19 protein-coding genes are annotated in these 23,601 nt (G+C 40.4%); 2 read left to right on the top strand and 17 right to left on the bottom strand.

All coding sequences use genetic code 11. The annotated features are described in order from the left end of the window. Window positions 1–390: 390 nt before the first annotated feature. From JBW_RS02100 to JBW_RS02045, 12 genes are all read right to left on the bottom strand, one after another. Window positions 391–3,006 carry a diguanylate cyclase domain-containing protein gene (locus JBW_RS02100; RefSeq protein ID WP_007958600.1) on the bottom strand — a complete coding sequence of 872 codons (2,616 nt, stop codon included), beginning with the start codon at window positions 3,004–3,006 and terminating at the stop codon, window positions 391–393. Window positions 3,007–3,311: 305 nt separating this feature from the next. Further along, complete coding sequence (locus tag JBW_RS02095) at window positions 3,312–3,725, bottom strand: VOC family protein (RefSeq protein WP_007958592.1); 414 nt, start codon at window positions 3,723–3,725, stop codon at window positions 3,312–3,314. Window positions 3,726–4,018: 293 nt separating this feature from the next. Then, entirely contained in the window at window positions 4,019–5,200 is a 1,182-nt protein-coding gene (locus JBW_RS02090) for an acetyl-CoA C-acetyltransferase (protein ID WP_007958591.1), read from the bottom strand. Between the two features lie 78 nt (window positions 5,201–5,278). Continuing rightward, a complete protein-coding gene (locus tag JBW_RS02085; RefSeq protein ID WP_007958590.1) occupies window positions 5,279–5,962 on the bottom strand; it encodes a 3-oxoacid CoA-transferase subunit B in 684 nt (227 codons plus the stop codon). Continuing rightward, window positions 5,962–6,621, bottom strand: coding sequence for an acetate CoA-transferase subunit alpha (gene atoD / locus JBW_RS02080; RefSeq protein WP_007958589.1), 660 nt, complete (start codon window positions 6,619–6,621; stop codon window positions 5,962–5,964). The genes JBW_RS02085 and atoD overlap by 1 nt, the downstream gene beginning before the upstream one ends. Window positions 6,622–6,945: 324 nt before the next feature. After that, window positions 6,946–8,361, bottom strand: a complete 1,416-nt coding sequence (locus JBW_RS02075; RefSeq protein WP_007958588.1) for a sigma-54 interaction domain-containing protein — start codon at window positions 8,359–8,361, stop codon at window positions 6,946–6,948. A gap of 73 nt (window positions 8,362–8,434) precedes the next feature. Beyond that, window positions 8,435–10,414, bottom strand: a complete 1,980-nt coding sequence (locus JBW_RS02070) for a methyl-accepting chemotaxis protein (protein ID WP_007958586.1) — start codon at window positions 10,412–10,414, stop codon at window positions 8,435–8,437. 162 nt (window positions 10,415–10,576) lie between these two features. After that, window positions 10,577–10,888 carry a hypothetical protein gene (locus tag JBW_RS02065; protein WP_007958583.1) on the bottom strand — a complete coding sequence of 104 codons (312 nt, stop codon included), beginning with the start codon at window positions 10,886–10,888 and terminating at the stop codon, window positions 10,577–10,579. Between the two features lies 1 nt (window position 10,889). Further along, on the bottom strand, window positions 10,890–12,230 hold the full coding sequence (locus tag JBW_RS02060) for an acyclic terpene utilization AtuA family protein (protein ID WP_007958581.1): 1,341 nt from the start codon (window positions 12,228–12,230) through the stop codon (window positions 10,890–10,892). Between the two features lie 33 nt (window positions 12,231–12,263). After that, the gene (locus JBW_RS02055; protein ID WP_007958579.1) at window positions 12,264–13,562 is read right to left on the bottom strand and encodes a CitMHS family transporter; all 1,299 of its coding nucleotides are present in this window, start codon (window positions 13,560–13,562) and stop codon (window positions 12,264–12,266) included. 393 nt (window positions 13,563–13,955) lie between these two features. Beyond that, window positions 13,956–14,672, bottom strand: coding sequence for a L,D-transpeptidase family protein (locus tag JBW_RS02050; RefSeq protein WP_007958578.1), 717 nt, complete (start codon window positions 14,670–14,672; stop codon window positions 13,956–13,958). A 146-nt stretch (window positions 14,673–14,818) separates the two neighbouring features. Beyond that, the gene (locus tag JBW_RS02045) at window positions 14,819–15,343 is read right to left on the bottom strand and encodes an N-acetylmuramoyl-L-alanine amidase family protein (RefSeq protein ID WP_007958576.1); all 525 of its coding nucleotides are present in this window, start codon (window positions 15,341–15,343) and stop codon (window positions 14,819–14,821) included. A 191-nt stretch (window positions 15,344–15,534) separates the two neighbouring features. Here JBW_RS02045 and JBW_RS02040 point away from each other — a divergent pair, with 191 nt between their 5' ends. Further along, a complete protein-coding gene (locus JBW_RS02040; RefSeq protein WP_007958574.1) occupies window positions 15,535–15,993 on the top strand; it encodes a CBO0543 family protein in 459 nt (152 codons plus the stop codon). A gap of 541 nt (window positions 15,994–16,534) precedes the next feature. Continuing rightward, window positions 16,535–16,729, top strand: coding sequence for a hypothetical protein (locus JBW_RS02035; protein WP_007958571.1), 195 nt, complete (start codon window positions 16,535–16,537; stop codon window positions 16,727–16,729). 440 nt (window positions 16,730–17,169) lie between these two features. Here the strand turns inward: JBW_RS02035 and JBW_RS02030 are convergent, their stop codons facing one another. The 5 genes from JBW_RS02030 to JBW_RS02010 all read right to left on the bottom strand — a co-directional run bounded on the left by JBW_RS02030 (window position 17,170) and on the right by JBW_RS02010 (window position 23,574). After that, complete coding sequence (locus tag JBW_RS02030; protein ID WP_007958570.1) at window positions 17,170–18,210, bottom strand: protein-glutamate methylesterase/protein-glutamine glutaminase; 1,041 nt, start codon at window positions 18,208–18,210, stop codon at window positions 17,170–17,172. Window positions 18,211–18,215: 5 nt separating this feature from the next. Further along, window positions 18,216–19,031 (bottom strand): CheR family methyltransferase, encoded by an 816-nt coding sequence (locus tag JBW_RS02025; RefSeq protein ID WP_007958568.1) that lies wholly within the window; start codon window positions 19,029–19,031, stop codon window positions 18,216–18,218. Window positions 19,032–19,170: 139 nt separating this feature from the next. Next, window positions 19,171–20,892 carry a methyl-accepting chemotaxis protein gene (locus JBW_RS02020; RefSeq protein ID WP_007958566.1) on the bottom strand — a complete coding sequence of 574 codons (1,722 nt, stop codon included), beginning with the start codon at window positions 20,890–20,892 and terminating at the stop codon, window positions 19,171–19,173. A gap of 21 nt (window positions 20,893–20,913) precedes the next feature. After that, the gene (locus JBW_RS02015; protein WP_007958564.1) at window positions 20,914–21,426 is read right to left on the bottom strand and encodes a chemotaxis protein CheW; all 513 of its coding nucleotides are present in this window, start codon (window positions 21,424–21,426) and stop codon (window positions 20,914–20,916) included. 144 nt (window positions 21,427–21,570) lie between these two features. Beyond that, window positions 21,571–23,574, bottom strand: coding sequence for a chemotaxis protein CheA (locus tag JBW_RS02010; protein ID WP_007958562.1), 2,004 nt, complete (start codon window positions 23,572–23,574; stop codon window positions 21,571–21,573). Window positions 23,575–23,601: the final 27 nt, after the last annotated feature.

The following is a 23,601-nucleotide window of genomic DNA, read 5'->3' as shown; positions in this document are numbered from 1 at the left end:
CATTCGTTTTCTACCCATGCCACAAAAAACTCATGCAGCCCATTTCCTATACTATGCACGACCACTTCCCAGCATGACTATTTTTTTATGAGGAGGTTTATTCAATTGTAAAAATTTTCCTTTTTTTCTATATTGGACATACTCATATCATATTCCTGTTTTAATTTATTTTATTTTTTATAAATAATGCGTACTCTTTAAAACAAATAAAACGAAAAAGGAACCACAAAGACGCAAAGGACACAAAGGGCTTTATGTTTTTGAGTTCCGCAAAGAGAACGTTAACACAGAGGGCACAGAGAGACACAGAGTTCACTGAGGGATATTTTTTAACCCCTTCTATCTTTCTCTGTGCTCTCTGTGCCTCTGCGGTTCAATATTTTTCATTTTTCAAACTAGTAATTGTATAAATAACTCCACTAAATGAGGATCAAATTGGCTGCCTGCGCATTTGCGCAGTTCGGCGATTGCAGATTCATGACTCATTGCTTTGCGCTGAGGACGATCATTGGTCATAGCATCATAAGAATCTACAATGGATAAAATACGGCATTCCACAGGAATTTCATCACCTTCAATACCTAAAGGGTATCCTGTTCCATCCCACCTTTCATGATGCTTTAGTATCCACTCCGAAATCGGCTCTAAATCAGGAGTGGCTTGAGCGATACGATAACCAATTTCTGAATGTTGTTTCATAATTGTATATTCTTCTGTCGTCAAAGGACACGGCTTAAATAAAATCTCATCAGAGATTCCAACCTTCCCCAAGTCATGATATTGAGCAAAAAGGCGAAGATCTTCACGTCTTTGCTTAGGTAAACCCGCGGCATTTGCCAAAGACACTATTAATTCCTTCATGCGCTCGCCATGCCCACCTGCAATAAAGTCTCGAACTTCTAAGGCACTCATTAATGCTTGAACAATTGTATGTTTGTTACTTTGATGACGCTGCAGTTTTTCTCTGTACATATAATTATCTGCTTCTTTATACAAAGCATTCATATCCGTAGGAGTTTCTTTGGTTACAGCAAATCCCATAGATAAGCTAAGAGGTACAATGGGTCTATTGCCATTGTACTCTTCGATTAACTTATGAATACGAGAACAAGCAATTTTAAAAGCAGATCGTGAATTAGAAGGAAGCAGTATGGCAAATTCGTCCCCACCAATTCGCGCAATTAAGTCCTTTGGACGAAATGCCTTTTTAAGAACATCAGCGACAGCTTTTAAAACTTCATCTCCCATACTATGACCTAACGTATCATTCACAAGTTTTAAGCCGTCTAAATCACAAATGATAATCCCTGCAGCCACATTGCGTATAGCACCCATTCTTCGCATTTCTTCTTCGAAATAGGCCCGGTTGTATAAACCAGTCATTGCATCATGATGGCTCAAATAAGCTAGTTTTTCCTCGATTTGCCTTCGATCCGTTACATCACGAACAATCGTCAGAACTTCTTCATCACCACTTGGTACAATCCGTGCTTCAAAATAATATTGGTTTTGCTCCTTTGTCATTTGGAATTCATAGATTTGCAACTTGCCACGCTTAATCGCTTCCACGATTGCGTTCATCGTCTGTTTGGCAAGGTTTGGCTGAAAGACTTGAAAAACACTTTCCCCAATAATTTCATCAGAGCATAAATAGTACAAATGCGGACAATTTATTTTGCAATCCATTATGATGCCGTCACACCGTATAAGAAACATATTATCCGGAATGGCATTAATCAATGCCTGATTGTTACTCTGAATTTTATGAAGCTCGATTTCTCTTCGCTTTCGTCTCCGAATATCACGGATTACAGATAATATACACTGTCTTCCAGCGATTTCGGCATTTTCTAAATTAATTTCCACCCAGATGCTTTCTCCGTTCTTCCTTTGAATCATCCATTCAAATAGCTGTGATTTCCCTACAGCAGCTCGGCGAGTCCATTCTAAAGCATCATCTCCACTATAAGGTAATTGCTGATTACCCAGTCTATCTCGTGAAATCATTTCCTCATGAGAACAACCATACAATTCTTCAACTTTTTGATTACTATCGATAATTTCCCCTGTAGCAGCATCATGAACAATAATTCCATCGCTGGCCGCATCAAATATCGCCCGATAATTGGCTTGAGAAATCTGCAAGGCTTTTTGGGTCTGTCTGCGCTCTATGAGCTCATTCTTATAAGTAGTAAATAAATTGGCATTATCAAGAGCGATGGAAGCTAATTCAGCAAAACGTGTTAATAAATCAAGTTCACTTACCGTAAACTTTCTTTCTGGCTCAGCAAAGGACAGACCTAATGTACCAAATACTTTTCCTTCTGACTTAAAAGGCACCTGTACCGTACAATGCATATTGTCAAAATAGGGGTCTGTAAAACGTTTCTCCCATGTACTATAATCATCAACCATTTTAATTTCCCCAATCCTGTACACTTCCCCAACCAGCCCATCCGTCAGCTTATCCAGCCGACCAGTTTCCCCCTCATAGGCCCCTGTACCGATTAGCCTTCTGCAAACTCCCTGTTCTTCATCGATTAAACATACATATCCATGAGGCGTATTAATAAGTTTCGCTGCACTTACAACAATATCTCTTAATAACTCATTTGAATTTAGACGGTTCATAAGCCCCAAAGCAGTTTCATTTAACGAAACCAGCACTAAGTTTTGTCTGCGAATTTCCTCTTCACGACTGAGTAATTCGTCTAACTGCTGCCGCAATTCTTCTTCTGACGCTAAACGCTCTTCGCCTAAAACCTCAAGAGCAATATTTTGTGTCATCAATGTTTTTTGAGACTGCTTAATAAGGCGATAGAGTAACCAACCCGTACATAAAATAAAAAACCATTCCTTTGCTATGGATAAAGTAGTGATGATCTTTATATCATTAAATATCTGCTCAATCATGCTATCAGAAAACAAAACCCATACACTGCCTAATAAAATATAAATAATTGCAATACCCAATGGACTTTTTGGTATATATTCTCTATTCATCATAATCACTCCTGATTCAGCATCTTCATCTATTGATATAAAAAAAACATCAATACCTGGAAATTTAGGGAATTTTTGAAATAAAAGAATTATTATTACATAATCTTCGACATTTTTCTTGGTTTTCCTATACTTGTTTGTTAAATTTTTCTAATCATTCATTCGAACCTATTATAGTGATTACGAAATAGAAAAAATTGATATACTTTAAACAAAAAAATCGAACCACAAAGACGCGAAGGGGTTATTTATAAATTCTGATTAAAAAAGCAGCCACTTTTCAAAAGTGGCTGCTTTTTTTTCAATTCTTAATCATTTTTAAAAGAATCATAAATCTTTTGGTATTCGGGCGTTGGGGAAATTGGTGTATAAATGTATAGATGAATACCATTTGGATCATTCACTACAAAGCTTCTTTCACCCCAATGCTTATCCTGCATCTCTTGATATATAATAACGCCTTCTTCTTTTAACCGCTTATATTCAGCATCTACATCATCCACCTGGAAGGAAATAATTAAACCCTTTCCATTAAAGAACTCGCCTTCTTCTCTTTGGGGTAATGTAAAGCTAATACCATTTGTCGGCAAGTCCCGTGCAATTAATTCTATGTACCAGTCACTTTCATATACTAATTGAAAGTCAAAATGCTTCATATAGAATTCCTTCGACTCTTGCAGTTTATTTGTATTAATAGTTGAATCAACACGTTTTATTTGCATAAAAAATCTCTCCTCTCACTATAGACATTCCATATTTTGTCCTTATATTAAGCCAATATACAAGTGTTATCAAAATAACCACTCTTGTATATGGCACTATAGTATTTATTCACCATTATACACTAAAGTCCTTCTAAAGAATATAGCGCTCTCTCGGAAAACAACTCTATATGCAGCTGTGAACAGGCAAAGAATGAGCAGAAACCGTTCTTAACCCCCTTATATTAGGATATTAGGCTACCACTAAAAAAAGAACGAGTGGCTGCATTGGAAATATGGCAGCCACTCGTATATTACATGTTTTCGACGATTGTTGCTACGCCTTGGCCCCCGCCAATGCATAGTGTTGCCAAGCCCACTTTCGCATCTCTTTGTTTCATGGCATATAACAGTGTCACTAAAATTCTGGCACCACTCGCACCCACTGGATGTCCAAGAGCAATAGCCCCCCCATTTACATTTACCTTGCTCTGATCGAAACCTAATTCCTTACCCACTGCTAGAAATTGAGCGGCAAAGGCTTCATTCGCCTCAATTAAATCCAAGTCTGCTACTGTCAGTCCCGCTTTAACCAGTGCCTTTTGCGTCGCAGGCACTGGTCCGATCCCCATAATACTGGGGTCAACGCCAGCAGAGCCAGAAGAAACAAAACGAGCTATTGGTGTAAGACCTAGTTCCTTCGCTTTATCCAAGGACATCACAACCAATGCAGCAGCTCCATCATTCAGACCAGAAGCATTTCCCGCTGTTACAGTGCCATCTTTCTTAAAAGCAGTACGTAATGCTGCTAATTTCTCAACGGTAGTTCCTTTTTTGGGATGTTCATCGGTAGCAAAAACAATAGGGTCGCCTTTTTTCTGGGGAATCACTACAGGGACGATTTCATCTTCGAAACGACCTTTCAGAATGGCATCTAGTGCCTTTTCCTGGCTGCTGGCTGCTAACTCATCCTGCAACTGGCGAGTGATTTCATATTGCTGTGCTACATTTTCTGCAGTAATACCCATATGATAATCATTTGTGGCACACCATAGACCATCCTTAATCATGGAATCAATTAATTCACTATGCCCCATCCGATAACCGCGCCGTGCTTTTTCCAGTAAATAAGGAGCATTGCTCATGCTTTCCATACCACCGGCTACTACCACATCCCCATCGCCAGCTAAAATAGTCCGAGCTGCCAAATTCACAGCTTCTAAACCAGAACCGCATACCTTATTAATGCTCAAGGCAGGAACCTGAATCGGCAACCCTGCTTTAAGAGCAGCTTGACGAGCAGGATTTTGCCCTAATCCAGCCTGCAGCACATTGCCCATAATGACTTCACTTACTTGTGATGGATCGATGTTAGCTCTTTTAATCGCTTCCTTAATGACCAATGCTCCCAGTTCTACAGCAGAAACATTCGCAAGACTGCCATTATAAGCACCAATTGCAGTACGAACTGCGCTCACAATTACAACTTCTTTCATTTTACCAACCACCTTTTGTAATTTTTCTATATAAACCCGTATTACGATTTATTTCATAAAGGAATCCTGTTCTTATACTTATTTCTCTAATTGCTCTAATTGCTCTAAGCCCTTCATCGCCCCAACATGATCGGGAATGATAAGTTTTGCCTCTGTTTTGGCAACCACCTCTTCCACGGTTGTATAAGGTGAGATCTCCTCTAGCTGCAATCCTTCCGATGTTACTTTAATTACAGCAAGCTCTGTAACAATTAAAGATACAACCCCTTTACCTGTTAAAGGAAGGCTACATTTTTCAAGGATTTTTGCTGCCCCATCTTTTGCTGTATGCTCCATGGCAACAATTACTTTCTTCGCTCCAGCTACTAAATCCATAGCACCGCCCATGCCTGGCACCATTTTCCCAGGGATCATCCAATTTGCCAAATTACCATTCTGATCAACCTGCAATCCACCGAGCACAGTCACATCTACATGACCACCCCGAATCAAGGCAAAAGACATGAAGCTATCAAAAGTAGCTCCTCCTGGAAAAATGCCTGCCGGTTTCCCGCCAGCGTTCACTAAATCAGGATCGACCTCACTGCCAACAGGAGCCAGTCCGACAAAACCATTTTCTGACTGCAAGGTTATGTTGATGCCTTCTGGTAAATAATTAGAAACGAGTGTAGGTAAACCAATTCCCAAATTTACTACATCCCCATCTCGCATTTCTCCAGCCACTCTACAAGCGATTAATTCTTTTGCACTGTATGTTTTCATTACGAAATCCTCCCGCAGCAGACAACTTTATCAACAAGAATCCCTGGAGTCATTACTTCATCCGGCTTAAGCTCTCCCACTTCAACCACTTCTTCCACTTCCACAATCACCAAGTCTGCAGCTAAAGCCATAATCGGATTAAAATTCCGCGCCGACTGACGATATATCAAATTGCCAGCTTTATCAGCCTTATATGCTTTCAACAAAGCGATATCGGCTCTTAAAGGCAATTCCAAGAGATACTCTTTACCATTGACCAGCAATTTTTCTTTGCCTTCCTCCACCACTGTCCCTAACCCTGTAGGAGTCAAAATTCCTCCTAGACCAGCACCACCCGCTCGAATTCTTTCCGCAAGAGTCCCCTGGGGTACAAGCTCAACTACGGTCTCGCCAGCAATCATCTGCCTGCCAGTTTCCGGATTTGTCCCAATATGCGAGGCAATAATCTTTTTCACCTGCCGGTTTACAATTAGTGGTCCTACACCTGTATCAGGTGTAGCTGTATCACTGGTAATCAGCGTAAGATCTTTCACGCCTTGCTCTACTAATATGCGGACTAAGGATGTCGGTGCTCCAACCCCCATAAATCCACCCATCATGATTGTCGCCTTATCTTCAAAAAGGGAAACTAGTTCTTCTTGACTTATAACCTTACTCATCCCGTGCTCCTCCTTTAACTAAAAAGCAGTTCATCCCATCACTTCTTGTAGCTAAATCTAATTGCAAAAATCATGCCAAGCCCTCTATGCCAAATAAATAAAGGAGCCATAAGAAATGGCTCCTTCACTTATTTCTATTTTTTTATAAAGAAGACTTGATCGACAATGGAGTTTTAACTCCACCTGAATGTTAGTCGCTCTTATCCAGGGGCTAAATAAATCGCAATCGCTGCATTTCTACAGCCAATACCTCTGGCAAAAACACCTTTAGAACCTTTCTAATTATCAAGAAATTTTCTTCTGATTTTCTTAATAATTAGAAACTTATTTGTCATCAGATATCGGTTCTACTTTGATTTTATTGTAAAGGGTAGCAACAGAAATCCCCAACTCCTTGGCAATCCGTTGTTTCGCCTCTACACTCGTTCCATAATGGGCAATGGCATTTTGTATCGTTCTTCTTTCAAATTCCTGGACCATCTGGGACAAGGAATGGATCGAATTTCTTGCTTCATCATCCACTTTAAACCATTTAGGCAGATGAAGAGTCGTGATTATATTATCCTCACACATATTGACAGCGTATTCAATCACGTTACGCAGTTCCCGTACATTGCCAGACCATGAATAGTGCAATAATGCTTTTAGGATCTGCTTATCCACCTCAAAGGTCCTGCCAATCTTCTGAAAATAAAATTGGAAGAATTGATTGGCTAATAAAATAATATCCTGCCCTCTTTCTGCAAGCGGCGGCAAATGTACATTTAACACATTCAGGCGATAGTAAACATCGGCACGGAATTTGCCGTCTTGCACCATCTGATATAAATCTTTATTGGTAGCAGCCATCACCCGAATATCAACGGAAACCTCACTGGTTTCACCAACACGCCGTATAGACCGCTCCTGCAATACACGTAATAATTTTGCCTGAACTTCCAGATTCAGCTCTGCAATCTCATCTAAGAAAATCGTTCCGCCACTTGCAATTTCGAATAAGCCAACCCTGCCACCTTTTTTTGCTCCCGTAAAAGCTCCTTCTTCATAACCGAACAACTCGCTTTCAATTAAAGAAGGAGCAATTGCAGCACAATTTAAAGCAACAAAAGGGCCAAATTCACGATTGCTGGAGTTGTGTATGGCTTGGGCAAAGAGCTCTTTGCCGGTGCCGCTTTTTCCTGTAATTAAGATATCGGCATTGCCTTGAGCTGCCCTTTTTGCCACCCGTACAGCTTCCTGAATGGGACTACTGCTGCCTATGATATCATCAAATGTATACTTGGCTTTATAAATACGATCTACCAGGGTTTTTAAACGACCCGTCTTTTTGGCAAATGTCTTTATTTCTTCTGACAATCTTCGAACTTCCGTAATATCCTTTACAACTGACACGCCACCAATAATTGCTCCTTCAACAATAATCGGAGCCATATCTACAACATATTCTGTATCTCCTTCACGCCTATACACTCCAACAAGGGCCTCTCCCGTTGCAATGACTTGGGGAAGCTTAGCGCCTGGACGGACCTTTTTAAGAGGCTGCCCGAGTATGTCTTTTTCTTTAATACTTGTAATACGAGTGTATTGCGCATTAACGTACCGAACAATCAGCTGATCATCCGTTACTAAAATACCATTATTAATAGAATTTAAGATTTGAATATACCATTTTTCAGCATATTCGGAAGACGCAAACACATGTTTAAGATCATTTAAGTCATCGTGGCCTTCATGAACCATACTATCCTCCTAGTAACCCTAATCTATTTCTAACCATCTATCTTGCAAAAATACTAATTACCTATAACAACCATCAGAATGTAAATTTATGTACAGCCTCTTGCAATTCTTCTGCCATGATTGCTAAGCTCTTGCTGGAAGCAGCCAGTTCTTCTGATGCAGCTGACTGCTCCTCTATACTCGCAGAAATTTCCTGTGTTTGTACAGCTGTACGCCTACTGTCCGTATCCACATCACGCACTGCATACACAATTTTTTCACTGCTCTTGGCCATACCTTGGATTTCACTTTCAATATCTCTTACTTGCGTTGCTACTTCATTTACCAAATGGGTAATTTCCCCAAATCTTTCTTTGGCATGATGAATTACAGTTGTACCCAATGCAGCCTCTTCTGTCCCTTTCTTCATTGCTGCGACTGCTTTATCAATTTCTACTTGAATTTCCTTAATTAATTCAGCGATTTGCTCTGCAGCATGATGAGATTGCTCAGCTAATTTTCGTACTTCATCAGCTACTACCGCGAAACCTCGACCTTGTTCACCAGCTCTGGCAGCCTCAATCGCAGCATTTAGAGCTAAAAGATTAGTTTGTCCCGCAAGCGTTGAAATTACACCAACAATATTGCCGATTTCCTTTGAGCGCTCTCCTAGCACTTCTACAACAAGGGCCGAATCTGCTACTGTATCTTCAATGCTCTGCATTTGCTGGATGGCCTCTTTTACAACCTTATCGCCCTCCGAGGCAGAGCTTGCAGTTTTTTCGGTAACACCTGTCATAAAGCTATTTTTCTCAACCACCTTTTGTATTCCACCATCCATAAATTCCATTGTTTTTAACATTTCACTGGTAGATGACTTTTGCCCTTCTGCTGCCGCTGCCACTTCAACAATCAATGATGCTACCTGGCCTGAAGACTGAGCGGATTGTTCCGAATTAGCCGTCAACTCCTGGGAAGATGCCGCCAACTGTTCTGCCGTCTGCGCAATTTTTCTTAAGAGATCACGCAGATTTTTAACCATTAGCTCAAAAGCCTTTGCCAAGGTCCCAATTTCATCTTTCGAATGAATCTCTAATCCTTCCATTGTTAAATCACCTTTGGCAATACGATTAGCCAAAGCACTTAATGTTTGAATCGGCTTGGCCAAATACCCAGCGAAAAAGAAAACAATACTGATGGATATCAACAATATAATAACAAAACTAATCCCTGCAGAAAACATAAATTTTTGCAGCTTCCCCATCACCTCCGCAACAGGAACACTTACACCAATACTCCAATCCGTTCCGCTAACCGGGGCGTAAGCAATGTAATTATCAATCTTTTTATCGCTATAGTGGGTAATGCCGCTTTCTCCTTTCACCATCTTGCCAGCAGCATTTTTCAAACTGACATCACTCTCTTCATCTGTCAGTAAATTTGCTTTCATTATTTTTTCCGCCTCAGGATGGACAATCACCACACCATCATTTTTTATAATGAAAGCGCGCCCTGTCTCTCCTATCTTAATCTTTACCACATCACTGGCTGCATTCTCTAATGGGACCGATCCGCCTAGAATCCCCACTACTGCACTGCCTTTTTTAATAGGGGCAACCACTGTTATAATCGGCTTTCCGTCTACCCTCGATATTACAGGATCAGGGGCAAACGCTTGTCCCGTTGCCATAACCTTTTTAAAATAATCCCGTTGAGCAATATTCGCACTTGATCCGTCTGTATAAAATACATTCCCTGTTTGATCTGTGAAAAAGAATCGAATATATTTCTTTTGTTCACGCTGTTCTTCCGTTTTTAAATAACTAATGATAGCTTGGCGATCTCCCTCCACCATCGTAGGAGAATTAGCCATTAAGGAAATCTCTGCAATACGGGAACCAAAAAATTCACCAACTTGGTTTCCTGTAGTTACAGCCTGCAAGGTGATATACTCCTCAGTGTCTTTTATTAGCAGTTGTTTTGTGTTCCAGTAATTAAAAGTCCATAATATACCTAATGATATTGAAATCAGTAAACCAACACCCACAAGCAATTTTGTTCTAATTGAATTCATTTTACACTCCTTAAAAAGATATTTTATTACATTTTTCAACAATATTCTACACAAGCTAGTCGCTGATATCCTGTTTATTGTACGACAAAAGACATTTATTTTACAATAAATGTCTTTTGTCTGTTGTCATCTACATCACAACAGTTATTATTTTCATTGTCGCTATTCTTCCAGAGGGATTTCTAAATTCATTAAAGCAGAACTAAGACCTTTTCCATGAGCATCTAGAGATAAAGTGCGAGTTACTCCGCCGCCCAGTGCACTGTAAAGTACAAAATTAAGGGCACCAATGCTAGGAAGTGTATAGCGAATCACATCCCCCTTTACAATTTCTGCAAAGAATTCTTTAACAATTTCTGCAGTAACATACTTTTCAAGAATGGGATATTGTGCTGGATCATGAGCAATTACCGAAATATTGGAGATATTACCTTTGTCTCCAGTTCGTGAGTGAGCAAGTTCTCTTAATTTCATCTTAGATCACCTCATAATGCAGTTTATAATTTATTAATGAACGAGGAACCAAGGCAGATACCATGGCTACCACCTGCTTAGCAGATTTGGTAGCACCACCGCCTCCTGCCGGACCATTTGTATACAGAGTCTCTACTTCATTACCAATGCGAATGGCTTCCTTCATGTTTTGCGTACGACCAGTCACCCTGGCACGAACTTCATAAGGTTCATGTTCCGATTTAGATAGGTTAGAGCCATGAAGAGAATCAATACCAATGAGATCCAATTTAAGTTCTTGATACTGAACGCCTATAAGCTTAAGTCTTTCCTCAACAATTTCTAAAGCCAGTTTTCCACGATTTACGGCTCCCGGCCCAGCATAGCTGATTTGTCCTTCGCCCATATAGCTGTCAACATAGCCAATGGAAGCTTTCAGGAATTCGGTTTTAGGCTGTCCTTTTCCACCTGTAACTTTAATTTCATTTTCCCCAACCTCGGTAAAATGAACGCCTGTAAAATCAGCCACTACATCCGGTGTGATATAGGCTGCTGGATTGTGTATTTCATAGAGCAACTGCTCTTTGCAAGTCGCCAAAGTCACTTTACCGCCTGATCCTGGAACCTTTGTAATCACAAAGGTTCCATCTTCCTGCACCTGAGCAATAGGGAAACCTAAACGAGCCAATCCTTGTACATCTTTATAACCTGGATCTGCAAAATATCCGCCTGTAATTTGCCCGGCACACTCTAGCAGATGACCAATCACAGTACCTTGCCCCATGATATCCCAGTTTTCCTCGGACCAATTAAATTCATATAGCAAAGGTGCCATGAACAGCGCCGGGTCAGCAACCCGCCCAGTAATAATGACATCCGCACCACCACGAAGTGCTTCCACAATTGGTCTTGTACCAAGATACGCATTCGCAGAAACAATATTGTCTTTTATAGTTGACAATTTTTCACCTGTTTCTAAAATCGTGTAATCTCCATCCCGTACAACATCTACAACATCATCACCCGTCACTGCTGCAATTTTCAGCCCGCTAATACCTAATTGCTGAGCAATCTCTTTGATCTTTTGCGCCCCTGCAATGGGATTTGCAGCGCCCATATTCGTTATAATTTTGATGCCTTTTTCCTTACAGCGGAGCAATACAGCCTCCATACGCTGCGTTAACAGTCCATCATACCCTGCATTAGGATCTTTCATTTTAGCTTGTTGAGCGATTGCAATGGTTCTTTCTGCTAAACACTCAAATATTAAATATTGAATATCTCCCTTTTCTACTAACTCAACTGCCGGTTCGATTCGATCACCTGAATAACCAGCACCTGAGCCGATTCTAATTGTTCTCATAAGATCACACCTCTCTATTTTTTCGTAAAATTCCTAAAATGGGAAAACCCCAACAATTGCGCAAGTAATCGTCATAATGATAGAAGCCAGCCAAAGATACGGAATCGAAAACTTTTGGTGTTCTCCTAATTCAATTCCCGTAAGACCGATAATTAAGAAGGTTGCAGGAGTCAACGGACTCACCGGAAAACCTACCGTCATCTGTCCCATAAGAGCTGCCTGCGCTACAGCAAGAGGCTGAACACCTAGCATCTGTCCTACTTCAGCTACTACTGGCAAAACACCAAAATAAAAGGAGTCTGGGTCAAAAATTAAACTAAGGGGCATGGATATAATCCCCATGGCAAAAGGAATATGTTGAGCTAGGGCAGGAGGAACGAAGGAAACAGCCACCTGAGCCATAGCAGTGATCATTTTTGTACCACTCATAATTCCCACAAAGGACCCTGCAGCTAACAAAATACTTGCCATCATTAAGGCTGCTTTGGCATGAGCATCTACACGAGCCTTTTGCTCTGTGACTTTTGGATAATTAATCATCAATGCCAATACAGTACCAATCATAAACATTGGTGCCGGATCAACGATGCCTACAATCATTACCCCCATAACCACAAGAGCAAGAACAGCATTGATCCAAAACACTTTCGGACGTCTAAGGACTTTTTCTTCATCCTTTAATTCTCTTGTTAAAACGATATCCGTTACTTCACCATCTTTAATACCTAGACGGCGAGCTTCTCTTTTCCCTAATAAATATGCCACTGTAAACATGTAGACTAGACCTACGATTTGAGGAATAACTAAGGGTGTAAATACCTCAGTAACTGGCACCTTAAAGGCAGCAGCAGCTCGCAGAGTTGGTCCTGTCCAAGGCAGATAATTAATCCCCGCCGCCATAGATACCATTAAACACAACAGTCTCTTATCCATTTTAAGTCTCTCATAGATAGGGAGCATAGCTGGAATCGTAATCAAAAAACACACTGCCCCTGAACCATCAAGATGAATGAGTAAAGCCAAAAGAGCAGTACCCATTAAAATCCTAGGCGGGCTTGCACCTACGGCTTTTAAAACCCTGTTGATAATCGGATCAAATAATCCTGCATCACCCATTACACCAAAGAACAAAATTGCAAAAACAAACATAGTAGCTACTGGTGCAATATTCTGAATGCCGCTGATGATAAACTTACTAGTACCTAAGCCAAAACCGCCAAGTAATGCGGCTATAATGGGAATTACAATTAAGGCAACTAAAGGCGACATACGTTTTGTAATAATTACTGCCAGTAATATTACGATTGTTAATAAACCTAAAAGTGCTAACATCTACTTTCCTCCTTGTTTTTTAGAATAAATGAATAAAATGTATTATTTTCTCTTTATTCAAATGATAATAATTACAATTGCAAGAAGCATGCCAAATCATAAACCCCTGAGAAATGAGTCTCTCAAAGGATATTGCCCAACATCTCGCCTCGCTGCTTTCTAGGTTTTTAGAATAATCCATTCCCATACCATTCCATTCTATATCACGCCTAGGTTAGTAGTATTTCTATTTTTTTAGAATTTCCACTAAAATTTTAGAAATTTTCCCATGACTTACATCTTTGGATAAAAAAGTAATAGGAGCATCCCGCAGGACGCTCCTATTATTTTTATCCGCATTTTATTATAACCTAAAGTTCAGTACATTGCGTCACTATCCAATGTTTTAATGACTCAAAGTCCTAGTAGTTCTAGTATTTTTCTATCAACAATACCGTTTGCTTTCAACCCTTGATCATGCTGATATCGTTTGACAGCCTCTTCTGTATCCCTATTAAAAAATCCATCGGCTCTTCCTTCCAAATAACCTAGCTTTTTCAGCTTTACTTGCAATTGAACGACATCCGTACCAGTGGCTTCATATTTCAGAGTACGCTGCATGGGGATGATCTTCCCTTCAATCCGCACGGGTGTACCTACTGGCACCCATTCAAAAAGCTCTTCAATGTCGTTATTACGCAAACGAATACAGCCATGGCTGATAAAATGACCAATGCTCCAGGGCCGATTAGTACCATGAATACCGTAACCCCCCCAAGGAACATCTAAACCTAAGAAACGTGTCCCGAAAATATCGCCTGATCGAAAAGACTTCCAAATCACTATCCATTCGCCAATAGGTGTCGGCGTATCCCTTTTACCAACAGCAATGCGATACGTTTTATATAATTTCCCATCATTATGCAATTCTAAAATGCGATCGGATATTTTTACAACAATGGTTACTTTCCCTGTAGGTGCTTTCTCTGTCTGTCCTGGAATAGCAGCCAATTCCAGCTCATCTAAATACTCAAATCCCAGCACGCCAATCAACAGGCCAAATATCATCACAGACGCAATTGCGAAATAGGTCTTTCGCCAGTTTATGATTATAGAATGCAGTCTAACCACACGATGTTCCCCCTATCCACCTTTACCTTTCTACTATATGTAGAAAAAGTCAGAATAGAAGTTTCAAACACGATCAAAATTATTGCTTACAATCCTATGGTAAGCAACGATTTAGATAAATGGAACGTCACTGAAACGCTAGTTTCTTATGCACTGAGATAATCAGTAACCCCTCGCGCAATTGCTGCAGCAAATTCATCGCGTTTCACTTCGTCAGCAAGCAGAGCTTCATCGCTTTCGTTTGTAATAAAGGCTGTTTCTACAAGAACTGCCGGACATTCTGACATGCGTAGAACATAGAAATTCCCGGTTTTCACACCACGATCCACAGTCCCCAAATGATCAATGATTTGATTTTGAATGCAAACGGCTAATTTTTCACTCTCTCCCCCCAATGTATAGCAAAAGGTTTCTGTACCCTGTGCCTCTGCATCATAGGATCCATTACAATGTATGGATATAAACAAATCCGATTCAAATTCTTTTGATGCATCAACAATGTGACGTAATGCATTTACTTGTACTTCCAGCACATCATAGGATACCGCACGAAGAAAATTCGCGACCTTTGCCATAATATCAAGATTGATATCTGCTTCTTGCAATCCTCTACGACCGACTGCACCACTATCATGACCTGGATAGTGCCCACCATTAATGGTTATTTTCATTTAAAAGACACCCCTTCATCATTTTTCCTCTTCTTTTAACACTCCATATATTATCTTGTACAGCAAAATACCGTTTGCTCTATATACTACCCTAAGAACCTTTACACTTAAGTATAAGTTCCTATCGTATGTAACATGGTTAGACGGGTATATTAGTACTAAAGTCGAAAACCACTAGGAGGGATTTTCATTTGTCAATTGAACTGTCAGTTCAATATGCAGCGATTGCTATCGCTTTATTTGCCTTAGCTCTAAAATATAAAGGAATGAAGCCCTATATACCTGTCGCTATGTTTGCCATGCTCTATGCTAACCTTTGGTGCTATGTCGCAACCTATTTTAATTGGTGGAAATTTCCTGTACGGATTATACCTTCCGTTGAAGACATTTCATTTACTGCTAATATGATAACAGTACCGATTGCAGCCATGTTCTGGGTTAGATTTTCTCCCATGTCTAGAATTAAATGGGCATTCTTATGGACAACACTCTTGGTAATTCCTGAATATTTTTTAGAGCACTATACAGATACAATCGAATATCACAGCGGCTATAAATGGTATCATTCTTATCTATTATGGCTTATCAGCTGGTTTATTTGGTATCAATTTCATAAGTGGTTTTATAAGGATTACGCTAAGAAGTACTAAACCCCTTTACCAATGGGATGATGACACTCTATACCTTCCTCAAAACATTTTATCAATGATCTTATGGAAAAATTCCTATTATTATCAAACTAGCATAGAAAATAGGTAAAAAATTCCGTCTCACCCAAATACGGCAAGACGGAATTATGATTTTTTATTTATCTCTAGCGGCGTAAAAAGCATTTTTGTCAACGCCCGCAATCATTCACTTAATAATTTATTCACTCGATACAAATATAACAAAAACCCTACAATCACAATAAACTGAAATAGATTCATTACCCAATGCCCAAACATCACCATAATACCATCTCCTTAATAAAAAAATTTGCGGAGATCTATATAAACGATGAGTATAGTCATGGATTTTTTTATAAGAGGTGCCTTAATCACGACTATGCTGATCTGTTGTTTCTATTATAGAAAAAAGATGTGACAAAAATATGACGAGGCAATTGATAACTGACCAATTCACCCTTATTTATCCTAGAACATATTATGTATAGAAAGAGTGTTTATAGGTTTAGGAGGTGTTATTATAATGGATTATTATCGCAACCAAGAAGAACCACAAATTGAAGATTGGGACGCAAGGTCAGAAGAAGAACGACGTATACTTTTAGGACTGGGATTAGGTTTCGGCTTAGGCTTTGGTTTTGGCTTTGCCTGTTTTCCTCGCCGTTCTTGTTTTCCCAGACAGTTTTGCTGGCCCTGGCAAGGCTGCTGGCCACGCTAATCCCCTGTCAATCTTACTCTTTCCCTTAACTGTATATAATCCTTCTGAATCGGACATACTACTTTATGACGACCTCTCATGTCGTTCAACAACTTCTCTCCCATCTAAGCTCTCCTTTGGGAGAGCTCTTTTTTATTTATTCTTCTAAATTTCCATAAACATGCATATATTTATAGGGGGTAGAGTGATCACCTCTACCCCAAACAGAATATAGGAGGCGACTATTATGCGTTTTGAGACGAAACATCTTAGATTAACCGTCTCAGACTGGGTTCTCCTAGTATTATTACGCATTATTGTTGAGTTTCTCCACTAACCCCCCTAACATTCCAAACTGAGCGCCCTTGCTTCAACGAGGACGCTCAATGCTTTATTTTACGCTTATTAGGCTTAGTTTAGAACTTTTATTTTTTCGATCAAGAAAATACTTTTAAAAACAATTACTGCCGACTGTCCACTAATGCATATATTTTGCGTGACATAAGGTTAAGAGGAACTTGTGTTTGAACAGCTCCAATAGTAAAAGCAGCCTTTGGCATACCATAAACAACTGAAGATCCTTCATCCTGCCCCAAGGTTCTTCCTTGGGCTTTACGAATGGCCAGTAAACCGCTAGCACCATCATTGCCCATTCCAGTTAAAACCACACCGATAGCCTTGCTGCCAGCATGCTCAGCTACAGAATGGAAAAGAACATCTACCGCGGGACAATGACCATTAACCTTCTCACCCTTAACACATTCTACCATATAGTTATTATGGATGGGTTTAATCCTCATATGATAATCACCAGGGGCAATTAAAACCAGGCCCGGCAAAATCATGTCTCCGTTCTTGGCTTCTCTCACTTCAACAGCACATAAGCTATTAAGCCGTGCAGCATACATAGCAGTAAAGATAGGAGGCATATGCTGAACGATAACTGTACCCGGCATATTGGCAGGAAAATCCTTGATTACGGTTGCGATTGCCTCAGTCCCACCTGTTGAGGCACCAATAGCAATCATACCGTTTTGTTTCACTAATCCAATCCTTGAATTGACGGATACCCTACTAACATTTTTTTTCGAAACTGCGACCTTAGCTGTGGATGCAATCTTTATTTTAACAATTAGTTCACTGATAAAGGCCTCTACGCCCCGAGCACCTAGGCTATCTGGTTTGGTAACAAAATCAACAGCCCCAGCATTCAAAGCGTCGAAGACGCTTCCACTGACAGCACTTACCACCACAACGGGTATGGGATATTGAGGAATAAGTTTTTTTAGAAACTCTATCCCGCTCATCCGCGGCATCTCCACATCGAGAGTCATGACATCCGGTTCCAACTCTAAAATTTTGTCCCTGGCCATATAAGGGTCGGATGCCGTTGCCACCACCTCAATAATAGAATCCCGTGCAATTTGCCTTACCAAAGTTTCGCGAAAAACAATAGAATCATCAACTACTAATACCCTAATCTTCCGTTTATTACTATTCATAATCCCTATACCTTTCTGTAAATAGCGGGCGCCACAAACTGATAGTTACTTTCGTGGCGGTTAATCGATTCAGAATGCCCAATGAACAAATAACCACCTGGCTCCATGTGATCATAAAATCGATTAATCAACTTTATCTTGGTCTCGGCATCAAAGTAGATCATTACATTTCGGCAGAAAATAAGATGAAACTTTTTTTTGAAAGGAAACATTTCGTTCATAAGATTAAATCGCCGAAATATAACTTCCTGCCGAATTGAATCTTTTACTATGCTAGACTCAGCATCTATCTTAGTAAAGTATTGCTCTCGCCAGCGTTCAGGCAGCTTTTCTAACTGCGTACTAGCATATACTGCTTTTTGTGCTTGTTCCAGCACGGCTGTAGAAATATCTGTAGCTAAAATTTTGGTATCCCACCCATACTTTTTAACGCCAAAATAAGAGTTGATCAGTATTGCCAAAGTATAAGGTTCTTCCCCTGTAGAGCAACCCGCACTCCATACCCGCAAATCTTTTTTCCTGGCTTCATTTGCGGCGTAATAGGGCAGGATCACTCGCTCCAAGAATTCAAAATGCTGGGGTTCCCGCAAAAAATACGTGTGATTGGTCGTAAGTTTATTGACTAGAATGACTCCAGATTTACCCGTATGGTCACTTTTTACATGAGAAAAATACTCCGAGAAACTCTGAAAGCCACTTTGCACGATATAATTATTCAAGCGCCCACACACCAGAGTTTTCTTATGCAATAAGTTGATTCCATAGGTTTGCTTGACGAACCCCACAAGCTCAGTAAACTCCCGTTCCGTTATCTCTTTCATGGTCTCCTGCCCTTTCTAGTATACCCTGTAATTAATACTTGCCGAATTCTTTGTCGTCAAGAAGGATTTTTGTTTTTGTATTTGAGAGGGCTTCTGCTTTGTTTTTTGTAGATCATGTCCTCGAATAGCTATAATAGCACTAATATTTACCAAACTCGCTATCATCAAGAACGATTTTTCCCTTTGGCGTCGATACCCGTTGACGATTCTCCTCTGCACCTATTTGTTTCTGCTGCTTTTTCTCCATCATCATTTCAATGGCCCCCATCATTTCAGGGCTTAATACTTCTCCCTTTTGAAAGCTACTAGTACTTTGCTTAAGCTTAAATTTGGCAACATTTTCTTTCATTACTTCGGACTGTCCGGACAATTCCTCGCTGGCAGCAGCACTTTCCTCCGCCGTTGCCGAATTGGTTTGCACAACCTGTGACACCTGAGTAATCGCCTGGTTAATTTGCGAAATAGCTGTAGCCTGCTCGTTGCAAGCCGCAGCAATATCACCAACCAGCGCTGCCGCTTGAGCTACACCGTCTACTATACTATTTAACGCTTTAGAAGTATCGGTGGCGATTTGCGTGCCAACATCTACTTTTTTGATGGCTCCCTCAATCATTGCCGTTGTTTCCTTGGCGGCATTGGCACTTCTAGCGGCCAAATTTCGGACTTCTTCCGCTACCACAGCAAACCCTTTGCCATGCTGCCCCGCCCTCGCTGCTTCCACCGCGGCATTAAGAGCCAGAATATTTGTTTGGAAAGCGATTTCATCAATAACTTTGATGATCTTAGATATGTTAGTTGATGACTCGTTAATCTCAGTCATGGCTGTAACCATCGCCTGCATTTGCGTATTGCCTTCCGCAGCTTGTTGTTGAGAAGACAAAGCCAGTTCGTTAGCGTGATTGGCATTCACTGCATTCTGCTTGGTCTGAACGGCTACTTGCGTCATTGAGGCCGTAATCTCCTCAATGGAACTAGCCTGCTCAGTAGAACCCTGAGATAAAATCTCTCCAGACGCAGCAATTTGCTGAGCACCTGAAGCCACCTGCTCTGCTGCTTGATTAATGCTGCTCATGGTTCGATTGATATTATCGGCCATTTTATTAAATGCCTGAGCCAGCTCCCCTGTTTCATCCCCAGTTTTAACAGTAACCGCAACGTTCAAATCACCACCAGCAATTCGGCCTGCAACAGTAACCATTTCTTTAATCGGCCGGGAAATCAGCCGTGCTATATAAACACCGAGTACTATCGATAGCCCTACACCCGCGATAACAATTGTTATCATAATAACAATGGCTTTACTTGCGTCAGCCTTGTTATTTGCCGCTTTCTGTTTAGCTAACTCTATTTTTAGTGCACTTAACTGATCAAGAGTACCGCCAATGGTATTTGCTAACTGAATGCCCTCTGTTTGCATTAATTGATTGACCTGCTCCACCTGACCTGCTTGGAACATGGGAAACAAATTTCTAGAATAGGACTCATATTGCCCAAGAGCATCGTCAAGGTTCTTAAGTAACTTACGGCCTTCCTCGGTTCCTATTGTTTTTGCAATCTCGCCGCTTACTGCCTTCATTTGGGTTATGGAGTCGTTAAACTGTTTCATCTTATCATTTTGGACTCTTGGATCTTTACTGACAAGCGCATCTCTAAAATTTACCCGTCCTTTTTGGTAGATTTCACTAAGATCTCCCAGTTGTCCCATAGGCACAGTATAATTTTCGTACAACTCCGTATCTTCCTGAGCTAAGTTAGACAGATTGAATATAGCCACCATACCCACCAAACCTGCGATCACCGCCACACCCAGAAACGCAATAATAAGCTTGTTAGCAATTTTTAAACTTTGAAACCAATTCATATCATCTCCACCTTTTTACAGCTATTTAGATTGTCCAGAACTAAGTTCCTCTAAACTATTCATTTCCTCATCATTTAACAGCCTATCACAATCAAGGATTAACTTTACAACATTGTCTACTTTACCGATCCCTTTAATGAACCTTTGATAATGACTGCCATTCTTGAACTGAGGCGGTAAAACGATGTCCTGACTTTGGATTGTCAGCACTTCTGCCACAGTATCCACAATGAATCCTACAGCAACTTCCTTTATCTCAACTACAACAATGCAGGTTCGATCATTGTACTCTTGAGACGATTTCTTAAACCGTAATCTAACATCGATCACAGGAATGATTTTGCCCCGAAGATTGATAATGCCTTTTACATAATCAGGGAGGTCAGGTATTTGAGTTATCGACTGCAGGCCAATAATCTCGGTAACAAACTTAATTTCGATGCCATAGACTTCATCCCCCAAAAAAAATGTTAGAAACTTATCTTTCTGGGTATCTTCTTCAAGTTCTACCTCATTTTCAATAACTTCAGACATGATAGATAGATCTCCTTTCTTGTATACATCAAAATTCATCTAATACTTACCAAATTCACTGTCATCAAGAGTATTTTCCCTTTTGAGACCAATGTCCGGTTTTTTCTCGTCACTGCTATATTGCTGATAGTTCTTTATCTTTCCTCAGTAAGCTAGCCCAGCCACATCTAATATTAAGCTAACACTGCCATCCCCCAGCATCGTACAACCGGCTATCCCTCTTATCTTTTTGATATAACTAGGTAAAGCCTTCACTACAACCTGCTGCTGGCCTAGCAAGGAATCAGCAAATAAGCAGAGACTTCTGCCATCCACCTCAACCATAACCATGATTCCTTCCCGCAAATCCGTCGTGGTCTGTTGTACATTGAACCGTTCGTGCAGACGCAGAACAGGGTAACACTGCCCCCGGATCATAACCATTTCATTTTTTTCAGCATCTGTAATCAAATTTTGGTCTTGCAGCCGAAAAGACTCTTTAATCGCTATAATAGGTATTGTATAGATTGAATTTCCAACTTTAACTTTCATGCCGTCAATGATAGCTAAAGTTAACGGGATGCGGATTGACATTGTTGTCCCTTCGCCCTGTACACTATCCACACTAATAGTTCCGCCAACCTTTTCGATATTCTGAGACACCACATCCATACCAACGCCCCTACCGGAAAACTCTGTCACTTCGTCCTTAGTGGAAAATCCAGGTTGGAGAATAAAAGAATAGACCTGTTTGTCGGTTAACAAGCTGTCTGCCTGATGAATAAGCCCCCTCTCCAATGCTTTTTTCAGAATTTTTTCTCTATGTAAGCCCCCGCCGTCATCTTTTATAACAATCCAAACATCGCCGCCAGCACTTTTAGCCTCCAGGCGAATCTTGCCTACTGCTGCTTTTCCTTGAGCGATTCGCTCTTCAGCAGGCTCAATTCCATGATCCACAGCGTTGCGAATTAAGTGCATCAAAGGATCAGAAATATGTTCAATGATATTTTTGTCTACTTCCGTGTGTTCTCCTACGATTTGGAGCTCCGCCTGCTTATCAAGCTGTCGCACCATATCTCTTACAATGCGATTCATCTTATGAAAAGTTGCTGATAAGGGAACCATACGAATTGACATAACTGTATCTTGAAGTTCACCTGTAATTTTCCTTAATTGTCGGACCGACTTATAGAACTTATCTAAAGTCACGCCTTGTAGTTCTGGATTTTGAGTTACCATAGCCTCAGCAATAACAAGTTCCCCAACTAGATCCATGAGCATATCCATTTTCGCTACATTTACACTAATAAAACTATGCTTGCTTTCTCCTCGTTGGGATATTTCCTGTAAACTTGACGGCTTAGAATTATCTGAAACAACAGAATTGGCAATCGACTCCTCCAAATTGATGGTTTTCTTTAGCTGAAAGTTTTTCAAGAACATTGTTTTGGCAAAAAATTCTTCCAGCCTTGCTGACGAATTTACGGTAGCGAACACCACCTTGAAACCAGCTTCTCTAATCATCTCCGCTGTGCTGTCATTTTCTAAGATATCTTTGGGAAAAAACGCAATGTCTTCAGCAAGCTCCTCTAGTTCGTGAACCAGCGTAAAAGCCCTTATATTTTCCATCCCACAATCCTCATCAAAAAAGATGACAGCTTCCCATTTCGTTTGCCCTTCCCTCACAGGTTTTTCGTCTATATCATGCTGGAGTTCTTCATGATCTAGCGACTTTAAGGAAATATCCTTCGAAGCTGGATCAATTACTTGTAGAGTCAATAAAAAAGCTCCACTTTTTTTTCTAATCTCCGAGCAATCACCTGTAGGACTTTCTCTATTCTCCACCTTTCTAACTTCATCCTTGATAAAATCGACAGCCTGCAAAACCAAATCAGTTAGTTCCGAATAATCCACCAGTAAAGGCTTGTTTTCCCGAAGATAATAAAACACATCTTCTATGGAGTGGGCCAAACATGAAATATCGTTAAACAACATCATCGCTGCAGACCCCTTAATGGTATGCATAATTCTAAACACTTCATTGATGGATGCTTTTAAACCGCCAGATTTTTCTCCATCTAAAATAAGTCTCTCAAGTTGCTCAAGCATCTGATTGGTTTCGAAAACAAAAAGATCGCTCATCGGGACTCTGCTATCATCATTGTCCATTAAATCACCCTCACATAAGTACTACCA

Origin of the sequence: Pelosinus fermentans JBW45 (assembly GCF_000271665.2) — a bacterium.
GTDB lineage: Bacteria > Bacillota > Negativicutes > DSM-13327 > DSM-13327 > Pelosinus > Pelosinus baikalensis.
The sequence above is the reverse complement of the archived record's forward strand: the minus strand, read 5'-3'. Positions and strand labels throughout refer to the sequence as shown.